This is a genomic window from Cellvibrio sp. GW822-FHT04B05 (assembly GCF_058800985.1).
This window is the reverse complement of sequence record NZ_JBXAMU010000003.1, coordinates 504,092-522,031: the sequence shown is the minus strand read 5'-3', so window position 1 is coordinate 522,031 and position 17,940 is coordinate 504,092. Positions and strand designations below refer to the sequence as shown.

Genomic DNA, 17,940 nt, shown 5'->3' with positions numbered 1-17,940 from the left:
CGGAAAGCCCGCTTTTCTGGTATGATTTCGCCCATTACAAGATCCGAATTCACCGCTGTTAGCTACTTGCGACACGCTTTACGAGGTTAAGCCTTATGCCAATCTATCGCTCCAAAACCACCACATCGGGCCGCAATATGGCCGGTGCCCGCGCCCTGTGGCGTGCAACAGGTATGAAAGACGGCGACTTTGAGAAGCCGATTATTGCCATTGCCAACTCCTTTACCCAATTCGTACCGGGCCATGTGCACCTGAAGGATTTGGGACAACTGGTTGCACGCGAGATCGAAAAAGCCGGCGGTGTCGCCAAAGAATTCAATACCATCGCGGTGGATGACGGTATCGCCATGGGTCACGACGGTATGCTCTACAGCTTGCCATCGCGCGACATCATCGCCGACTCGGTGGAATACATGGTCAATGCCCACTGCGCCGACGCCATTGTGTGTATCTCCAACTGCGACAAAATCACCCCCGGCATGTTAATGGCAGCGATGCGCCTGAATATCCCGGTGATTTTTGTCTCCGGCGGCCCTATGGAAGCGGGCAAAACCAAATTGTCCGAACACAAGCTCGATTTGGTTGATGCCATGGTAATTGCGGTTGACGACAATGCCAGCGACGCAAAAGTGAATGAGTATGAGCGCTCCGCCTGCCCAACCTGTGGCTCTTGCTCGGGTATGTTTACCGCTAACTCGATGAACTGTTTGACCGAAGCTTTGGGTTTATCCCTGCCCGGCAATGGCTCTTTGCTCGCAACCCACGCCGACCGCGAACAGTTGTTCCTGGAAGCTGGTCGCCGCATTGTGGAAATCACCAAGCGCTACTACGAAGAAGACGATTACAGCGTGTTGCCGCGCTCAATCGCTACCTTTGATGCTTTCGAAAACGCGATGGCGCTCGATATCGCCATGGGCGGCTCAACCAATACCATCCTGCATTTGCTCGCTGCGGCACAGGAAGGTGATGTGCCGTTCACCATGTTTGATGTGGATCGCATGAGCCGCAAAGTGCCACAACTGTGTAAGGTCGCACCCAACACCCCCAAATACCATATGGAAGACGTACACCGCGCCGGCGGCGTGATGAGTATTTTGGCGGAACTGAATCGCGGCGGCTTGCTGCACAATCAATTGCCCACCGTGCACAGCAAAACCTTTCAGGAGGCCTTGGATAAGTGGGACATCATTACCACCTCATCTGAAGCGGTAGCGACCTTCTACAAAGCAGGCCCTGCCGGTATCCCGACCCAAGTCGCCTTTAGCCAGGCAACCCGCTGGCCGACACTGGATGGCGACCGTGCGGAAGGCTGCATTCGCTCTGTTAAAAATGCTTACAGCAAAGAAGGTGGGTTGGCAGTGCTGAAGGGCAATATCGCCATCGACGGTTGCGTAGTAAAAACTTCTGGCGTAGACGAAAGTTGCTGGGTATTCGAAGGTAAAGCCTACGTTGTTGAAAGCCAGGACAAAGCCGTAGCCGATATTCTCGACGGCAAAGTGAAAGAAGGCGATGTCGTCGTCATTCGTTACGAAGGCCCCAAAGGTGGTCCGGGCATGCAAGAGATGCTCTATCCCACCAGCTACCTGAAATCCAAAGGTTTGGGCAAAGCCTGCGCGCTGCTGACCGATGGTCGCTTTTCAGGCGGGACCTCGGGTTTGTCCATCGGCCATGTATCACCTGAAGCTGCCGCTGGCGGTGCGATTGGTTTGGTACAAACTGGCGATATTATCCGTATCGATATCCCGAACCGTAGCATCAACGTAGTGTTGACCGAGAATGAACTGGATGCACGCCGCGCAGCCGAAAATGCCAAAGGTCCATTGGCCTGGAAACCGTCTGAAGACCGTCCACGTAAAGTCAGTGCATCATTAAAAGCCTATGCGATGCTTGCTACCAGCGCCGATAAAGGTGCGGTAAGGGATTTAAGCAAGCTCGATTAATCCAAACGTAAAAAATAATGCGCAAACAAAAAAGCCAATGCAAATTTGCACTGGCTTTTTTGTTTGGCCGACAATTTTTATTGGATAACGGAAAGATTTTTTGCAACTGACACTTTTGCCTTTTCATGCTCGGCATAACTGATCCATTCTGTTGCCGGTTTTTTGCTGCGGGAATCTTTGCCAGCTTCTTTAAAGAAATGAATCGCTTCATCGAAATTTTTTAATTCCAACTCTGCTTGGCCAATAATTAAAAAAGCTTGGTCTGTGCGTTTTACCGGCCCGGTTTTTAAAGCGTGGCGCGCCCACCTGGAAGCCTCTTCGTATTTTTCATTTGCGAGATAGGTGCTGGCCAAACCAATAATCAAATCCGCATTGTGAGATTTTTGCACCGCTTTTTCATATTCAATCAGCGATTCTTTTGGATATTTTGCCGCGCGTAACGCATCGGCCAGTAATGTTAAATTTTTAGCGTTAGGTTCGATCAGCTTGTCGGTATAAATTCCTTTGCGCAATACCTTAACCGCCTTGTAAGGAATATTGGCCTTGAGCATCAAATAGGAAAGCCCGAGCAAATCACGTTCGGTAGTTAAACCGCCCAGAAGATAACAAGTCTCCAACGCACTCAGGGATTCACGCTCGCGTTTCAGCGTTTTATACACGTATGACAAATGCTTCCAATACTGTGCTTTGGGATAATACTTAATTAAATTATTGAGTGAGACCAAACCATTTTGATAATCCTCGCGATCAAAATAAAGTTCGCGCTGCAGCAAATACCAATACTCACTGGGGATTTTTCCCGCTGCCTGCTGCCGGTTAATCGCCTGGTTAATGTTGAGCAGCGAATTCCTGTTATCACCCAATTGATAGTAGAGTGTGGCAAAGGTGTAGGATTGTTCGGGGCGCAACTCATTCACATACTCAGTCCATTTGAGCATGGTATCCAGGGCTTTTTTAGGATTATTTTTTACCGAATACAATTGCCCGAGGGTCAATAAAATTTGCGCCTCCGTTGCGACTGGCATGTAGGGAGATTGCAACAATACCTTGTTGTAGTATTCAATCGCTTTGTCATAATTTTCCTGCACCAGATAGGCATAACCGTAATACTGGTATAACAACACCAGCTCATACGCATTCAACCGTGCGCGCTCCAATTCCAGCGCCGCCAATAATTGAATCGCTCGCTTTGGTTCCGGCCGCAAACCCGCACCTTCCGGTGGCTGCAAAAAATGCGAGGCCTCCTGGATTTTTACCCAAAAAGTTTCAGATACTTCCGGATACTGCCGCACTTCATTTGCATGCTGGTTATTGCCCAATACTTGCGCGTGCGTGTGTGCTGCAACCAATAAAACGGCGGCAAACGCGATCAGTAGCAAGCTGCGGAGAATAAAAACAGGGATGTCGGGCAATAGCTGTTTCATACCATTGCCTTATTGTTTCATTTCAAACGTGAAGCGGTTTTTTACTCCGGTCACTTCAATGGGTTTGCCATCAACCACTTTCGGCTTGTATTTGAATTTGGAAGCAGCGCGCACCGAGACACGGTCAAACACGCTGGTCGGCTGACCGTCTTTAGTAACACACTCGCCCGGTATCGGGCGCGCATCGCGTGTGGTTCCGGTTTCGGTTACGGTATAGATAACGGTGCAATAACCTTCGATACCGCGCGATAAAGCCGTGGTCGGATATTCAGGCGGAACCTTCACAATCGGAAGATATTCACCTTCCCCCAACGTTAATGTTCCCGGTCGCGGGGCCGCTTTATCATTGGCGATAGGTGCATTGATCGTAAACGATTCCGGCGAAAGTTGTGGCGCATCAAAAACCGGGGCGGGAATTTCCGGTGGCGGCGCCTCCTGCAATTCCGGCTTCACCGGTTTCACATCTTCGATACGTTTTTCGATACTGATATTGGGGATATAGATGGCGGCAACCTTGACCGAGTTGGACTCGTCAGGCAACTCAAACTGATTGTTGATAAGCAAATTCATCAACAGCAACAGGCAGAGCGTCACAATCGCACTGAGTAAACCTGCTACTGCCAATCGGGTCGGGTTCATCAGTTTATTTCTTCCGGGTGGAAACAATAACGTCGGTGATGCCGGCTTGTCGCGCCGCGTTGGCAATCTCAACTACAAATTTAATGCTGGAATGTTCATCCGCCTGAATCGAAATGGCACCTTTGGGATTTTCTACGCGCATCCGCTCAATTGCCAATCGTAAAACACTTGGGTCTATGCGTTGGTTGTCCATCCAGATCTCGTTTTCGGCGGTGACCGCAATCAACAAACTCGCGCGTGGTGCATCTTCAGCAGTGGTTGAATCCGGGCGGGTAATTTCTTTGCCGGTATCTTTCACAAATGACGCGGTGACGATAAAAAAAATCAGCATGATAAAGACAACATCCAACATCGGAGTCAGGTCTATCGCCTGCACTTCTTCGTTAACTTTGGTCTTATACCGGTTCATCGGAAGCTCGCTTGGGATTAGTGATCCATGGTCAGGTGATCAGCAAACAGCGCTTTTTCATCATCGGCTACACGCACCAGATAGGTGTTCGCAAACAGGCCGGTGATCGCCGATACCATTCCCGCCATCGTCGGAATCGTTGCCTTGGACACCCCATTGGCCATGGATCGCGCGTCGCCGCCACTGGCAGTAGACAACACGCTGAACACTTCGATCATTCCCGTTACCGTACCGAGCAATCCCATTAGCGGACAGAGCGCTACCAGTGCGGAAATCATATCGAGGTTGCTGTTGATGCGGTTATTAACGCGCGAAATCATCGCCGTGCGGATCTGGTGGGCATTCCAGGATTTACGCTCGCGGCGCATCTCCCACGCCATAAAATATTCCTGCACGTCGGTTTTTAAATCGCCACGCAAATAGGAAAAGCGCTCGAAAATCAGGGTCCACATCACCAGCGTCAGCAGGGCGATCACGTACATCATGATGCCGCCCTGATCGAGAAAAGTGAGCAGGGTGGCAATGGCGTCGAGTAACGGCTGCACCAGTCAGCCCCTAGGATTCCGCAGCGTTATCGTTTGCAGCCTTGCGTTCGGCGTTCTCGGCAATAATGCCGGCAGTCTGTTCGTCGAGGATATGGATCATCGCTTTCGCGCGGCCATTAACCAGCGTGTGCATCAGCACCATCGGGATGGCGACTACCAGCCCCTGCACAGTGGTGACCAGCGCAGTGGAAATACCCACCGCCATGTTTTTGGGATCGCCCGCGCCGAAAATGGTAATCGCCTGGAAAGTGGTGATCATCCCGGTCACCGTACCTAACAGCCCCAATAAAGGCGCTACCGCCGCGATAATTTTCATCATCGGCAAGCCGCTCTCGATAGCCGGACGCTCGCGCAACACCGCCTCTTCCAGTTTCAGCTCCAGGGTTTCCAGATCGACCGCTGCATTTTCTTCCGCCACGATCAATGCTCGCCCCAGGGGATTGTCGGCACTGGCTTTATCCGAGCGCAACTGCGCATTCACTTTGGCGCTCATGGTGAATAATACGTAGATGCGCCATATGCCCAACAAAATACCGAAGATACCGACATAAACGATGGCCCAACCAACCATACCGCCCTGATCCAAATACTCGGAAAAGGTTGGCTTTTGGATAAGTGCAAACAATAAGCGACCGCCATGGGGACCGGATGGGTCGATCCCGAAATCCACCACGCCTTTGGTCGCCCCTTGCAAAGCGACTGCTGACGCCAGCAATTCTCTACCGGGCTGACGCGCCAGCTCTTCCATCTTGCGGCCGTCGTAGGAAACATAAGCACCATTAGAGACCAGGTTGTACGTGCCGATGCGCACGATATTACGGGTACTGGTTTCGCCATCGGCCTGTACCACTTCGCCTTTGAAAGTAACGACACGTCCGGCTTCAATCATTTCGCGCTGGATTTCATACCAGAGGCGCTCGATCTCTTCGATGTCCGGCAGTTTGGTACTGCCGTTCATTTTTTCGATCAAGGCATCGAGGAAGTCGCCGCGCTGCGGATATTGCGCGCTGACCAGCGAGTTCTCCAGCGTGCCGCGCAAATCGCCCGCCGTTGACGTTAAATGGCCGAAAAGTTCGCGCATCGAACCCAGGCGCTCACTCAACTGTGCTTTCTTCTGGGTGACGAGCAATTGTTGTTCGGCGTAGATTTTTTCCAATTCGGCGGCGCGCTCTTCTTCGCGCGCCCGCGCTGCTTTGGCCTGCGCCAGCAGGGCGGCACGATTGGCTTTATCGCGCGCAAAATCTGCTTCGCGCTGGCGATGTTCGACCGACTCGCTGATCTGCGATTTTTTTACCATGTCCAGCAGCTGTTCCAGCGTCTGGGCCTTTTCTGTCTGCGCCATCGACAACACGCTCGACAAGCCTGCAACCAACGTCGCGAGCAATAACCCGGCTTTCAACACACTCACTCTCATCGCACAACCTCCGGTGCCTGCACCGGCAATACCATGATATCGCTGGCCGTTTGGTCGCGGGCGATGCGTATGCCCTTCAGGACTTGTGCGTTGTAAGAGCTATCGAGTGCAATCCACTCGCGTTTGGTCGGGTCCCAATAACCGCTCGCTTTGGCATCGGTCGTTTGGTACAGCAAGGCGATGCGCCCCACGCGCAGAATGTTCACCTCGCGCGGCTGGTTAGCAACCCGCAGGGTGGACTTGTAGGCGTCGATACTGGAGCCGTAAGAGGATTCAATTTTGTAGGCGTCCAGCACCTGGCGGAATTTTTCCGAAACAGTGATATCACCGCGATCCTGATTGGCGCGCAGCATGCTCAGGCGCTCTTTGCGCTCTTGCATGAGGAAGGGTTTATCCAGCGCAACAAATTGTTCCAAACCATCGAGCATACGAAAAATCAACGGCTGGATTTGACGCTCAATGATGGTGACTTTTTCCAGCGATGACTCCAAATCGACAATGGCTTCTTTCTGCCGGGCGATTTGTTTTTCCATCTGCGCATTAAATACGCGCAGGTCTTCAATTTGTTTATTCTGGATTTTAAATTCGCGCTCGATATCCGCCGTCTCTTCGGCCAGGTTATCGATACGTTCCTGCGAATCTTGTGCGGCAGTGATTTTCGCTTCGCCAGTTTGGAGTACAGCATCTGGAGTCTGCTGTGCCATAGCAACATTAACGAACAACGCGCCGGCAACAGCGAACAATATTGATTCAGCTACAGTCTTCAATCGCTGTTTTTTCATTAGTCGTCCCAATCGGGTATTCATCAAGAATGTACGCAGGAGATCCTGAAGACGCTATTCCGGAAAGCCGTCATGGCGCCTGGAGCCGCAGCATTGTAGTAAGCACCGCGAACACTTCCAAGGAATTTGTTGGATGTTTTACGCCAGCAGCACATCAACAACACCGGTGAATGTTTGTTAAGCATAGCCGCTGGCGGTGTAGAAAGGAGCTAACCACGGCACGCCGGCTTAAGCAGTGCGCTCATACACCAGGAATTGATGCGCTAAAGTAGCCTGCTCATCACCGGGAGTGGTGGAGGTGAGTTGCCATTCGGCAGCAGGCAACGCGGGGAAAAATGCATCGCCGTCGATATCAACCTCAACCCGGGTGAGGTAAACCCGATCCACCAGCGGCAGTGCGCTACGGTAAATTTCCGCACCGCCAATAACCATCGCCTCGATCACGGGTGTTGCACTGGCGGCAATTGCTATGCGCGCTTCAGCCAGCGCCTGCTCCAAACTGTTGACGACCACAACAGCATCGGCGCTCCAATCGGTACTGCGGGTAACCACAATGTTGGTGCGACCCGGCAGCGGACGACCAATCGACTCGTAGGTTTTGCGCCCCATAATCACCGGCTTACCCAGCGTCACCGATTTAAAATATTTAAGGTCCTGCGGCAGATGCCAGGGCAATTGGTTGTTATTTCCGATCACCCCGTTTTTGGCAGCGGCAACAATGATGGCCAATTTCATGCAGACTTGCCTCAACCTAAACCGCAATAGGCGCAACAATGCGCGGGTGCGGCGCATAACCTTCGAAGGAAAAATCCTCCAGCTCGTAATCAAAAATCGATGCCGGTTTGCGCGCGATACGCAGCTTCGGCAAAGCCTTCGGCTCGCGCGCCAATTGCGCGTAGACAATCTCGTCGGTCAGATGGTTGCTGTATAAATGGCAATCGCCAAAGGTATGCACAAAATCGCCCACGTCCAGATCGCACTGCTGCGCAATCATATGGGTCAACAGCGCATAGCTGGCGATATTAAACGGCACGCCCAGGAAAAGATCCGCGCTGCGTTGGTAGAGCTGGCAGGAGAGCTTGCCTTCGGACACATAAAACTGGAACAAGGTGTGGCAGGCGGCGAGCGCCATGCGGCCGTGCTCGACATTCTGCTGCGGACTCATGGATTCATCCGGCAGATCGGCCGGGTTCCAGGCGCTGACGATCAAACGGCGCGAATAGGGAGTCTTTTTGATTTGGGCAATGACTTGCGAAATCTGGTCGATGGTTGAGCCATCGGGACAGGCCCAACTGCGCCATTGTTTGCCATAGACCGGACCCAAATCACCCGACTCGGTAGCCCACTCATTCCAGATTTTGCAGCCGCGCTCTTGCAGCCAGCCCACATCGGTGCGGCCTTGCAAGAACCACAGCAGTTCAATAATCACACTTTTCAGGTGGACGGTTTTGGTGGTCACCAACGGGAAGCCTTCGCTGAGATCGAACCGCAACTGGCGACCGAATACCGAGCGTGTGCCGGTGCCGGTGCGGTCGCCGCGCTGGACACCGTTTTCGACTACGTCGCGCATCAAATCAAGATATTGCTTCATTCAACAAACCTGTACGAAAAAATTAAGCCTTAGGGGATTGGGCCGTTTTCGGGGCAAATGCATAGGCCCATACCAGCAATCCTACACCGAGCATGAACATAGGCACGCAGAGCAATTGGCCGCGGGTCATGCCAGCAATCAGGGCGACGCCCAGATCCGGCTCGCGCACAAATTCAACGCCAAAGCGGAAAATCGAGTAGCCGATCAGGAATACGCCCGATACAGCGCCGCGCGGGCGGGGTTTGGCGGAGAACCAGAATACAATCACAAACAACACCAGACCTTCGAGGAAAGCTTGGTATAACTGGCTCGGGTGACGTGCCAGTCCTTCCGGCAATGCCTTGGGAAATACCATCGCCCAAGGGACATCGCTGACGCGTCCCCAGAGTTCCTGCCCGATAAAATTACCCAGACGACCAAAGCCCAAACCGAGCGGCACTGTGGGAGCGACAAAATCCATCACACTGATAAATGAACGATTGATGCGATAAGAGTAAATAAACATCGCGACAATTACACCGATCAAACCGCCGTGGAACGACATGCCGCCTTCCCACACGCGGAACAGCCAGAGCGGATCGCGCAGGAATTGTTCAAAATTGTAAAACAGCACATAGCCAAAGCGACCGCCGAGGATCACGCCGAACGCACCATAGGTAATCAGGTTTTCAACCTGGGATTTATTGACCGAAGCATAAGGCGCTTTAGCACGCTGCATGGCAATCAGCCAAGCGCTAACAAATGCCAGCAAATACATGATTCCATACCAATGGACGTTGAATGGCCCGATGGTCATGTTACCGATAGAAAGGGGGCCAATAGGAATAGTAAAGGCGATGGGATTTAAATCCGGGTATTGCAGCATAAGCGGTTAAACCTGAGGCAGCCATTCAGTGGGCGGTGATTATGGCGCGGTTTTGTGACTCGCCCAAGACATTTATTCGTTTGCGTCCGAGGTGACCGGGCGGATGAGGCGGGTCAAGCCGGTCTCGCGCAGTTCGCGCGCGATATGTTCACGGATCAACTCACCGTTGGACATACGCATCACCTCGGCAAGTAATTCCTTGGCGCGCTCAAAGGTAACGCCGCGAATAACAGATTTGACCTTGGGCAGGTTGGTGGCGTTCATGGAAAGTACGTCGTAACCCATCGCCATCAAGAGGATGGCCGCACCGGGATCGCCCGCCAATTCGCCGCAGATACTAACGCTAATACCAGCGTCGTGCGCCGCATAAACGATGTATTGGAGCGCGCGTAATACGGCCGGATGGAATGCTTGATAGAGATCCGCCACCTGGGCGTTGTTGCGATCCACCGCGAGTAAATATTGGGTGAGGTCGTTACTGCCAACCGACAAAAAATCCACTTTGCGCGATAACTCCGGCGCGAGGTAAACCGCCGCCGGAACTTCAATCATCACCCCCACTTGCGGTTTGCGCACGCGATAGCCTTCTTCCAGCAATTCTTTATGGACGCGCTGGATCAACGCACGCGCGGCATCTACTTCCTGCATATTGGTAATCATTGGCAGCAGGATGCGCAGGTTATCAAGACCTTCACTGGCCTTGATCATTGCGCGGAGTTGTGCGAGGAAAATCTCGGGGTGATCAAGCGTGACGCGGATACCGCGCCAGCCAAGGAACGGGTTGTCTTCTTCAATCGGGAAATACGGCAAGGCTTTATCGCCGCCGATATCCAGCGTCCGCATAGTGACTGAATGGGGCGCAAACGCCTCCAACTGCTCGCGGTAAATAACGCGCTGCTCTTCCTCACTGGGGAAACGGTCACGCAACAGGAAAGGCACTTCGGTACGGTACAGGCCAACACCTTCGGCACCCCGCTCCAGCGAGCGCACCACGTCGGCCATCAAGCCGGTATTCACGTGCAGCGGTAAACGGTAGTGGTCTTTGGTTTCGCAGGGGAGATCCTTGAGCGCTTCCAGACCTTTTACCAGCGCCTGCTCTTCAAGGAAAATCGCCTTATATTGCTTGCGCAGTTGCGCGCTGGGGTCGCAGTAAACAGAACCTTTATAGCCGTCAACGATAATCGGGCGGCCATCAATTTGGGTGTAAGGTAGATCCACCGCCCCCATCACCGTGGGAATATCCATCGCTCGCGCCAGAATCGCCACGTGCGAGTTGGACGAGCCCTGCACGGACACCAAACCGGCCAGCTTTTCCTTGGGAATTTCTCCCAGCATTGATGCCGTCAGCTCTTCACCAATCAGGATGGTTTTATCGGGATACACCCGCGTCTTCTGATTAGACTCTTGCAAATAAGCCAGCACGCGCCGCCCCAGATCGCGCAAATCGGTTGCCCGCTCGCGCAAATAAGGGTCGTTCATACTGTTGAAAATATTTTCGTGTTCGAGGATCACCTCGCTCCAGGCATAGGGTGCATTGGCGCCCTTGCCGATGCGGGCACATACTTCGGCGGCGAGGGAAGCATCGTCGAGCATCGCGAGATAGGCATCGAAAAGCGCCTGTTCTTCGCGATTGATGCGTGCCTTGAGTTGTTCGCCGAGGGACTTGATATCACTCCGCACTGCAATCAGGCAGCGGTGGAAAAAGGCAATTTCTGCTTCGACATCTTTACATGGCAAATAGGGCACCGAGCGTAGATCGGCAGACGGCGCTATAACGACCGCCTCACCAATCGCGATACCCGAGGCGCCGGACACACCGACGAATTTTGCCTGGGTCGCCTTGGCACCCACAGGCACTATGCCACCGGTCGCTTCCGCATGGGCGATAACGCCTGCGAGTTGCGCCGACATAGTGACTAGAAAAGCTTCTTCACCTTCATCAAAGCGGCGCTGTTCAACTTGTTGGACAACCAACACACCGAGCACTTTGCGGTGATGGATAATCGGTACGCCGAGAAAGGCGCTGTAGCGCTCCTCACCGGTTTCAGGAAAGTATTGGTAGCTGGGATGCGCTTCTGCATGCTCCAAATTGATCGGTTCTTCACGCACCACCACGCGACCAACCAAACCTTCGCCTGACGCCAAGCGCACCTTGCCAACCGCATCGGAGTTGAGACCATCGGTTGCCATGAGCACATATTCGCCCTTGGTATCGCGCAGGTAGACCGAACATACTTGTGTGGCCATCACCTGCTTCACCCGCGTAACAATAATCGCCAGCGCGGTTTTCATATCGCGCGCGGCGTTTACTTCCAGAACGATGGAGCGGAGTGAATTCAGCATAGGGTTTGGTAATCAGGCCTGTCAGGTGGTTTCGGTTTAGTTTGAGTTATTTATTGTACTAGCGGACACGCGCGCTACGATCCTCAAGATTTGCATGGAATAACGACAACTCTTTCAGCGCGCGGCGATAGACATCACGCTTGAAAGAGACGACTTTACCCAGAGGATACCAGTAGCTTACCCAGCGCCAATCATCAAATTCAGCGCGACCGCCATTATTGAGACTGACCTTGGAATCGTCACTCAACATCCGCAACAAAAACCATTTTTGCTTTTGGCCGACACAGAGCGGTAGTGAATTATGCCGCACTAAACGATGAGGCAAACGATAACGCAGCCAACCGCGGGTACACGCCAGGATTTGCACATCTTCCTGATGCAGGCCAACTTCCTCATGTAATTCACGGTAGAGCGCCTGCTCCGGTGTCTCGTTCGGGTTGATGCCACCTTGCGGAAATTGCCAGGCATCCTGACCACCTACACGCCTGGCCCACAGCAACTGGCCTTGGTCATTGGTCAAAATAATACCCACATTAGGGCGAAATCCGTCGGAATCTATCACGGGGAATTATCCATATAAAAGGTTTTGCTGTGGCAGAAAACAAAACTCCAGCGATAATGAGCGGACATGTTCCACAAAACAGCGTTTTCCGCACTATATCAGGCTTGCTCAAACCCGCAACCCTGAATCTCGGAAATGGTTTTCATTGAGCGCGCCAGTCACTGCCGCTATCCTAGCGACCCTTGCGATAACTCCCGCAAACGCTTACTTCATCTATAGAGGGAACCACAGTGGCACTGGCTATTTTTGATCTCGACAACACCTTGATTGCAGGCGATAGCGACCATCGCTGGGGCGTGTTTTTGGTAGAAAAACAATTGGTGGATGAAGCGACCTACCGCTTGGCCAACGACGGCTTTTATGCTGATTATAAAAATGGCACCCTCGATATCCGCGCCTACCTGCAATTTTCGCTCGCACCACTGACTCGCCACAGCATGGCCGACTTACAAGCATTGCATGACGAATTTATGCGCGACCATATCGAACCATTAATGTTAGCCAAAGCCGAAGCGCTACTTAAACAGCATCGCGACCAGGGCGACCACCTGCTCATCATCACCGCTACCAACGGCTTTGTGACGCGACCTATCGCCAAGCGTTTGGGGGTGGACGACATACTCGCTACTGATCCTGAAATCGTGAACGGTTGCTACACCGGTAATTTCGTCGGTGAGCCCTGTTTCCAGTCCGGTAAAATTGCCCATCTGCACGAGTGGTTAAAGCACAATCATCACTCGCTGGAAGGTGCATACTTTTACAGCGACTCAATCAATGATTTGCCATTACTCGAGCAAGTCGATCACCCGGTGGTAGTCGATGCCGATGAGCACCTCACTGCTATCGCCCGCGAGCGCAACTGGAAAGCAATAAGCCTGCGCTAGGCAGGCTTATTGTAGGGCGCTACCGAAATATCAACTATGCTCAAAGCATACGGTATTCGTGCTTCATTATTAAACGTAAACATTGGAGACCCTATGTCATTATCAATCTATGAAGCCCTTCGTGAGAGCCATGAAATCCAGCGAGCACTTTGTCGGAAATTAGTACGCTCGCAAAAGGATGAGGCACGGAAAAGCCTGTTGCGCGAATTACGTATTGAGCTGGCAGCACATGCTGCAGCGGAAGAGCGCTACTTATATGCGCCGATTTTAATGTTCGATATGGGGCTTCATTCATCTCGTCACGCATTACACGAACACCACGAAATTGACGAATGCATAGAAGATATTCAGAAGGCATCGATTAACGGAAAGTACTGGCAAGAACTAGCGAAAAAACTCTCTAAAGAAGTACACCATCATCTCAAAGAAGAAGAGAAAAAATTTTTCCAGGTTTCAGGAAAAATATTGACCGATACACAAAAAACAAAACTCGCGCGGCAATATGAAAAAGACTACCTGCGTATGAAAAAATCACTGGGTGAACAATAGCTCAAGGACACGACGATTGGGAGTGCGATAAATGATGTTGGAAACTGGTGTCTATGTACGCATCCAGGAGCTCGAAGGAGGGCCTACGCCCCTGCCCTTACGCAGTGGATTTAATCTTCACACTAGCTATAGGGCGATGGGCATGTATAACGCATCAGAAACATCGGATGCGTATTATATTTTGTCAAACGATCGCGATGAAACCTGGTTTATCTGTAGCCGCCATGTTCGAATAGTCGGTGTTTTCCCAAACCGTTTGGATATGCGCTTTCCAATTGCGACGATAAAACCCGGCATATCCAGTGCTTGATCGGCTATACCCGCCCCATTAATCGAGGACGCGTGCTATCACGCAATATAAACCCGCGCAAACACCGCTTTTAAATAATCCGTTTCAGGGATAGCCGGATGGATCGGATGATCCGGCCCCTGCCCGCCCTGACCAATAATCTGCACATGGCGGTCCAAATGACGCCCGGACGCGCGCACGATCTCCAACAAGGTATCTTTGCCCAAATGCATGGAGCAGGATGCCGACACCAGCAAACCATCACGCCCCAATAAACGCATCCCCAATTCATTAATGTGGCGATAGGCCGCCTCACCCGCTTTTTGGTCCTTACGCTTTTTGATAAAGGCAGGTGGATCAAGCACCACCACATCAAAACGTTCATCATTGGCGATCAGCTCTTTAAGCACATCAATCGCCTTGCCCTGAATCGCTGCGACTTTGTCGGCAACCCCATTGAGCTGTGCATTCTCCAATACTGCATCCGTCGCCGATTCCGATGCATCCACACAAAATACTTCGCTTGCACCCGCAACAGCAGCCTGCACACCCCAGCCGCCGATATAGGAAAACACATCCAGTACGCGCTTACCCTGCACATACTGCTGCAAGAGTGCACGGTTCATGCGGTGATCATAAAACCAGCCGGTTTTCTGGCCGCCGTGCACCGGCGCCATAAAACGGGTGCCGTTTTCCACCAACTCGACCGACTCAGGCACTTCGCCATAAACGACCCCGGTGTATTCCGGTAAACCTTCCAACACCCGCGCGCTGTGCTCATTGGCTAGCAGCACACCATGGGGATTCAGCACTTGCACCAATGCTTCGACAATTTCATCTTTCACCGACTCCATACCGGCGCTGGCAATCTGCACCACCAGATAATCACCAAAACGGTCGACAACCAAGCCCGGCAGCAAATCCGCATCACCATAGATCAGGCGATAAAACGGCTCATCAAAGGCCATTTCACGCAGCGCCAGCGATTGCTTGATGCGATGTACCAGCAGGGATTTGTTAAGCGGATATTTTTCATCGCGGCTAACCAAACGCCCGCAAATCAAACCATTGGGATTAATCAACGCAATCCCGAGCGGCTTGCCGCTATTAGTGGTCACCAGCGCCTGCTGCCCCATCGCAAAGGATTTGAGTGGTGACTTGGCGACATCCACCTCGTTACTATAAATCCACAAATGACCCAGCTTCAAACGGCGATCAGCTTGGGGGTTAAGAACAAGGACAGGCAGGCTCATGGCAAAACTCGCAGAGAAAAAGTGAGCGGATTATAAGCCTTGTGCGACTGGGACACAGAAATAAAAATACGCCAACGGCAAAATGCGCCAAAAGGACGAGCTCAATGCCAATGGAAATGCTAAGGGATGCACAAATATCGGGGGTTTTGCCCGTGGGAGTGCGTTTTTTAAACGCTTGGGACTTTATCATTGAAAAGATATGAGCTAACGTTAGCTGTGGCTATAAGTCCCAATAAGCTCAAGAGCTTAGCGCCGATTCTTTATGCCATTTATATCATCGAATTCACTACCAGCCGCCGCCTTGTAATAAACCCTTTCGGCGGTCGGTAACCTAGGACGACACCATGCATACTCTAAAAACGACGACGATTGTCAGTGCAGTACTTATGACCCTGTTATTGTCTGCTTGCGGCGGCTCAGGCTCACCAATGAATAACAATACCGGGGGCACTGGTGGAGTTGACACCACTACCGCGCAGAAAATCGGCTCTGGCACCGGAAGTACCTTCAAAGCAGGAGATATAGGCGTCACAAACGATATAACCAGTTTGTCGGCGGGCGGCTCTACCACCCTTGAAGTCTATATAGTCAGCAGTACTAACACTCCGGTTGTTACTGCCACTCCAGTCAACTTCATCTCATCATGTATCTCCGCGAATAAAGCAGTTCTCAAAAATGCGGCAGGCACACCAGCCAGCAGCACCACCACTATTAATGGACGGGCGACCATGACCTACACAGCCAACGGCTGCGTCGGTACTGATCGAGTAACGGCTTCTGCGACCGTTAACGGCGTAACAGCCTACGCCAATGTAGATCTGACTATTGAGTCCGGCACGGTTGGCAGCATCCAGTTCACCAGCGCGACGCCAACCAGAATTAGCCTTAAAGGTAGCGGCGGCAATGAAACATCTATCGTGCGCTTCCGGGTACTGGATGGTAATGGCGCACCCGTTGAAAAAACAACGGTTACGTTTTCAATGAGTACAACAGCTGGTGGCTTGTCACTGTCCCCAACATCGGCACTGAGTGATGGAGAAGGCTATGTCAGCACTACCATTAGTTCTGGTACGGTTCCGACTGATGTCAGTGTTACCGCGACAGTTACAGGCAGTAGTATTTCCACCTCGTCCCTTAACCTTAATGTATCTACCGGTGTTCCGGTTCAACGTTCAACATCCCTGTCATTTACTAAATTCAATCCTCGTGGTTGGGATAGAGACGGAGAAGAAGTAACCGTTACCATGCGCATGGCAGATGATTTCGGTAACCCGGTGGTCGATGGAACCGCAGTTACCTTCTGGGCGGAAGGGGGTGCAATTGAACCAAACTGCAAAACTGAAAACGGCACATGCAGCGTTATCTGGCGCAGCCAGTTGGATAGACCCTCAGATGGTCGTGTAACTATTCTTGCATTTGCTTCCGGAAATGAATCTTTCGTGGATGCGAATACCAATGGCCAATATGACGCTGGCGAAGCTTTCGATGACCTTGCAGAGGCCTATCGCGACGATGATGAAAGTGGCACTTATACCCTTGGTGAGCTTTACGTTAACCTCGCTAACGGGACGAGCAATCGTGATGCCGGTGACGGCGTTTACAGTGGCACCCTTTGTAAATCCGACAACATTGCCGTGTGTTCTAAAGAAAAAGTGACCGTGCGCAGAAGCTGGACTCTGGCAATGTCCAGCCCTCACGGTTACTTTGCATTGTTTACCAACCCCACTTGTACAACTGCACTAACAGGGCCGATCTCTATTTCTACAGGTGAAGTTTATGTACGAGTATTCGATGTAAACGGAAATAGTATGCCTAGTGGAACAGTCGTCAAAATAGACCCAACCAAGGCATCAGGCTTGACTGTAGGTGAACTGGAATTTACGGTACCCAATACTCCCAATGCGGCCTGTTTTAGAGTTGGGGTTAACGGCACAGCTGGAACTGTCGGTACCTTCCAAATTACAGCAAAGACAGAAGAGAACGAAACCAGTAGTGCAACACTTCCGATAAGCTTCAACTAAATACAAACAAATAAACCTGTCATCAAAGATGGGTTTCAGAAAATCCCGCCCATTAATTTGGTGCGGGATTTTTTATGAAAATGGACGTTTGTACTATTGTAAATAGCCCTGTGTAGATCGGATAAGTTCGCCAATTAATGAAAGAGTTACGCTTGGCGTCAGGTTTTGCTAGTCAGGCGCCTTGAAAAACAGCAGCTTTCATTTACTTTATTACTAGATAAAATCCAATAAAAAAGCCAATTTGATCATAGCCTGACATTGATGTTGCATGAGTGGTGCATTGATGTACTCACAGTTACGCAGCGTTGTTCTGGCTGCTGGATATCTTTCTGCTCGCCACATTCACGGCATTATCATTGGTAGTTTTGCTTACGCCGGCATTAAGCTTTTCCTTTGCTTTCTCATAGCTTGCCGGAGATTCTGTGGCTTT

General features: G+C 51.6%; 16 protein-coding genes. 4 read left to right on the top strand and 12 right to left on the bottom strand.

Annotated elements, in window-relative coordinates; all coding sequences use genetic code 11:
* Positions 1–95: 95 nt before the first annotated feature.
* Entirely contained in the window at positions 96–1,940 is a 1,845-nt protein-coding gene (gene ilvD / locus AC1RJL_RS12120; RefSeq protein WP_492914306.1) for a dihydroxy-acid dehydratase, read from the top strand.
* 77 nt (positions 1,941–2,017) lie between these two features.
* On the opposite strand, the gene AC1RJL_RS12115 is transcribed toward ilvD, so the two are convergent.
* From AC1RJL_RS12115 to AC1RJL_RS12065, 11 genes are all read right to left on the bottom strand, one after another.
* On the bottom strand, positions 2,018–3,364 hold the full coding sequence (locus AC1RJL_RS12115; RefSeq protein WP_492914304.1) for a tetratricopeptide repeat protein: 1,347 nt from the start codon (positions 3,362–3,364) through the stop codon (positions 2,018–2,020).
* 9 nt (positions 3,365–3,373) lie between these two features.
* Positions 3,374–4,003, bottom strand: a complete 630-nt coding sequence (locus AC1RJL_RS12110; RefSeq protein ID WP_492914303.1) for an energy transducer TonB — start codon at positions 4,001–4,003, stop codon at positions 3,374–3,376.
* A 4-nt stretch (positions 4,004–4,007) separates the two neighbouring features.
* Complete coding sequence (locus AC1RJL_RS12105; RefSeq protein ID WP_492914301.1) at positions 4,008–4,412, bottom strand: ExbD/TolR family protein; 405 nt, start codon at positions 4,410–4,412, stop codon at positions 4,008–4,010.
* 17 nt (positions 4,413–4,429) lie between these two features.
* Complete coding sequence (locus AC1RJL_RS12100) at positions 4,430–4,957, bottom strand: MotA/TolQ/ExbB proton channel family protein (protein WP_492914299.1); 528 nt, start codon at positions 4,955–4,957, stop codon at positions 4,430–4,432.
* 10 nt (positions 4,958–4,967) lie between these two features.
* Positions 4,968–6,371 carry a MotA/TolQ/ExbB proton channel family protein gene (locus AC1RJL_RS12095; protein WP_492914297.1) on the bottom strand — a complete coding sequence of 468 codons (1,404 nt, stop codon included), beginning with the start codon at positions 6,369–6,371 and terminating at the stop codon, positions 4,968–4,970.
* Positions 6,368–7,153, bottom strand: a complete 786-nt coding sequence (locus AC1RJL_RS12090) for a DUF3450 domain-containing protein (protein WP_492914295.1) — start codon at positions 7,151–7,153, stop codon at positions 6,368–6,370. The genes AC1RJL_RS12095 and AC1RJL_RS12090 overlap by 4 nt, the downstream gene beginning before the upstream one ends.
* Before the next feature lie 228 nt (positions 7,154–7,381).
* Complete coding sequence (locus tag AC1RJL_RS12085; RefSeq protein WP_492914293.1) at positions 7,382–7,888, bottom strand: dihydrofolate reductase; 507 nt, start codon at positions 7,886–7,888, stop codon at positions 7,382–7,384.
* 16 nt (positions 7,889–7,904) lie between these two features.
* A complete protein-coding gene (locus AC1RJL_RS12080; RefSeq protein ID WP_492914291.1) occupies positions 7,905–8,744 on the bottom strand; it encodes a thymidylate synthase in 840 nt (279 codons plus the stop codon).
* A gap of 22 nt (positions 8,745–8,766) precedes the next feature.
* Positions 8,767–9,609: a prolipoprotein diacylglyceryl transferase gene (lgt, locus tag AC1RJL_RS12075; protein ID WP_492914289.1), complete on the bottom strand. Its 843-nt coding sequence runs from the start codon at positions 9,607–9,609 to the stop codon at positions 8,767–8,769.
* A gap of 72 nt (positions 9,610–9,681) precedes the next feature.
* Positions 9,682–11,952, bottom strand: a complete 2,271-nt coding sequence (ptsP, locus tag AC1RJL_RS12070; RefSeq protein ID WP_492914287.1) for a phosphoenolpyruvate--protein phosphotransferase — start codon at positions 11,950–11,952, stop codon at positions 9,682–9,684.
* A 58-nt stretch (positions 11,953–12,010) separates the two neighbouring features.
* A complete protein-coding gene (locus AC1RJL_RS12065) occupies positions 12,011–12,514 on the bottom strand; it encodes an RNA pyrophosphohydrolase (protein WP_492914285.1) in 504 nt (167 codons plus the stop codon).
* A 230-nt stretch (positions 12,515–12,744) separates the two neighbouring features.
* Between AC1RJL_RS12065 and AC1RJL_RS12060 the strand changes: the two genes are divergently transcribed.
* Both AC1RJL_RS12060 and AC1RJL_RS12055 read left to right on the top strand, forming a co-directional pair.
* Entirely contained in the window at positions 12,745–13,398 is a 654-nt protein-coding gene (locus AC1RJL_RS12060; protein ID WP_492914283.1) for a histidinol-phosphatase, read from the top strand.
* Positions 13,399–13,491: 93 nt separating this feature from the next.
* The gene (locus tag AC1RJL_RS12055; RefSeq protein WP_492914282.1) at positions 13,492–13,947 is read left to right on the top strand and encodes a hemerythrin domain-containing protein; all 456 of its coding nucleotides are present in this window, start codon (positions 13,492–13,494) and stop codon (positions 13,945–13,947) included.
* 348 nt (positions 13,948–14,295) lie between these two features.
* Here the strand turns inward: AC1RJL_RS12055 and AC1RJL_RS12050 are convergent, their stop codons facing one another.
* Entirely contained in the window at positions 14,296–15,489 is a 1,194-nt protein-coding gene (locus tag AC1RJL_RS12050) for a class I SAM-dependent rRNA methyltransferase (RefSeq protein WP_492914280.1), read from the bottom strand.
* Positions 15,490–15,833: 344 nt separating this feature from the next.
* Here AC1RJL_RS12050 and AC1RJL_RS12045 point away from each other — a divergent pair, with 344 nt between their 5' ends.
* Positions 15,834–17,510 carry an Ig-like domain-containing protein gene (locus AC1RJL_RS12045; protein WP_492914278.1) on the top strand — a complete coding sequence of 559 codons (1,677 nt, stop codon included), beginning with the start codon at positions 15,834–15,836 and terminating at the stop codon, positions 17,508–17,510.
* Positions 17,511–17,940: the final 430 nt, after the last annotated feature.

Excerpts from the sequence above, each read along its gene's own strand:
- ilvD (WP_492914306.1), top strand. The coding sequence starts at position 96 with ATGCCAATCTATCGCTCCAAAACCACCACATCGGGCCGCAATATGGCC.
- AC1RJL_RS12115 (WP_492914304.1), bottom strand. The coding sequence starts at position 3,364 with ATGAAACAGCTATTGCCCGACATCCCTGTTTTTATTCTCCGCAGCTTG.
- AC1RJL_RS12110 (WP_492914303.1), bottom strand. The coding sequence starts at position 4,003 with ATGAACCCGACCCGATTGGCAGTAGCAGGTTTACTCAGTGCGATTGTG.
- AC1RJL_RS12105 (WP_492914301.1), bottom strand. The coding sequence starts at position 4,412 with ATGAACCGGTATAAGACCAAAGTTAACGAAGAAGTGCAGGCGATAGAC.
- AC1RJL_RS12095 (WP_492914297.1), bottom strand. The coding sequence starts at position 6,371 with ATGAGAGTGAGTGTGTTGAAAGCCGGGTTATTGCTCGCGACGTTGGTT.
- AC1RJL_RS12090 (WP_492914295.1), bottom strand. The coding sequence starts at position 7,153 with ATGAAAAAACAGCGATTGAAGACTGTAGCTGAATCAATATTGTTCGCT.
- AC1RJL_RS12085 (WP_492914293.1), bottom strand. The coding sequence starts at position 7,888 with ATGAAATTGGCCATCATTGTTGCCGCTGCCAAAAACGGGGTGATCGGA.
- AC1RJL_RS12080 (WP_492914291.1), bottom strand. The coding sequence starts at position 8,744 with ATGAAGCAATATCTTGATTTGATGCGCGACGTAGTCGAAAACGGTGTC.
- lgt (WP_492914289.1), bottom strand. The coding sequence starts at position 9,609 with ATGCTGCAATACCCGGATTTAAATCCCATCGCCTTTACTATTCCTATT.
- ptsP (WP_492914287.1), bottom strand. The coding sequence starts at position 11,952 with ATGCTGAATTCACTCCGCTCCATCGTTCTGGAAGTAAACGCCGCGCGC.
- AC1RJL_RS12055 (WP_492914282.1), top strand. The coding sequence starts at position 13,492 with ATGTCATTATCAATCTATGAAGCCCTTCGTGAGAGCCATGAAATCCAG.
- AC1RJL_RS12050 (WP_492914280.1), bottom strand. The coding sequence starts at position 15,489 with ATGAGCCTGCCTGTCCTTGTTCTTAACCCCCAAGCTGATCGCCGTTTG.
- AC1RJL_RS12045 (WP_492914278.1), top strand. The coding sequence starts at position 15,834 with ATGCATACTCTAAAAACGACGACGATTGTCAGTGCAGTACTTATGACC.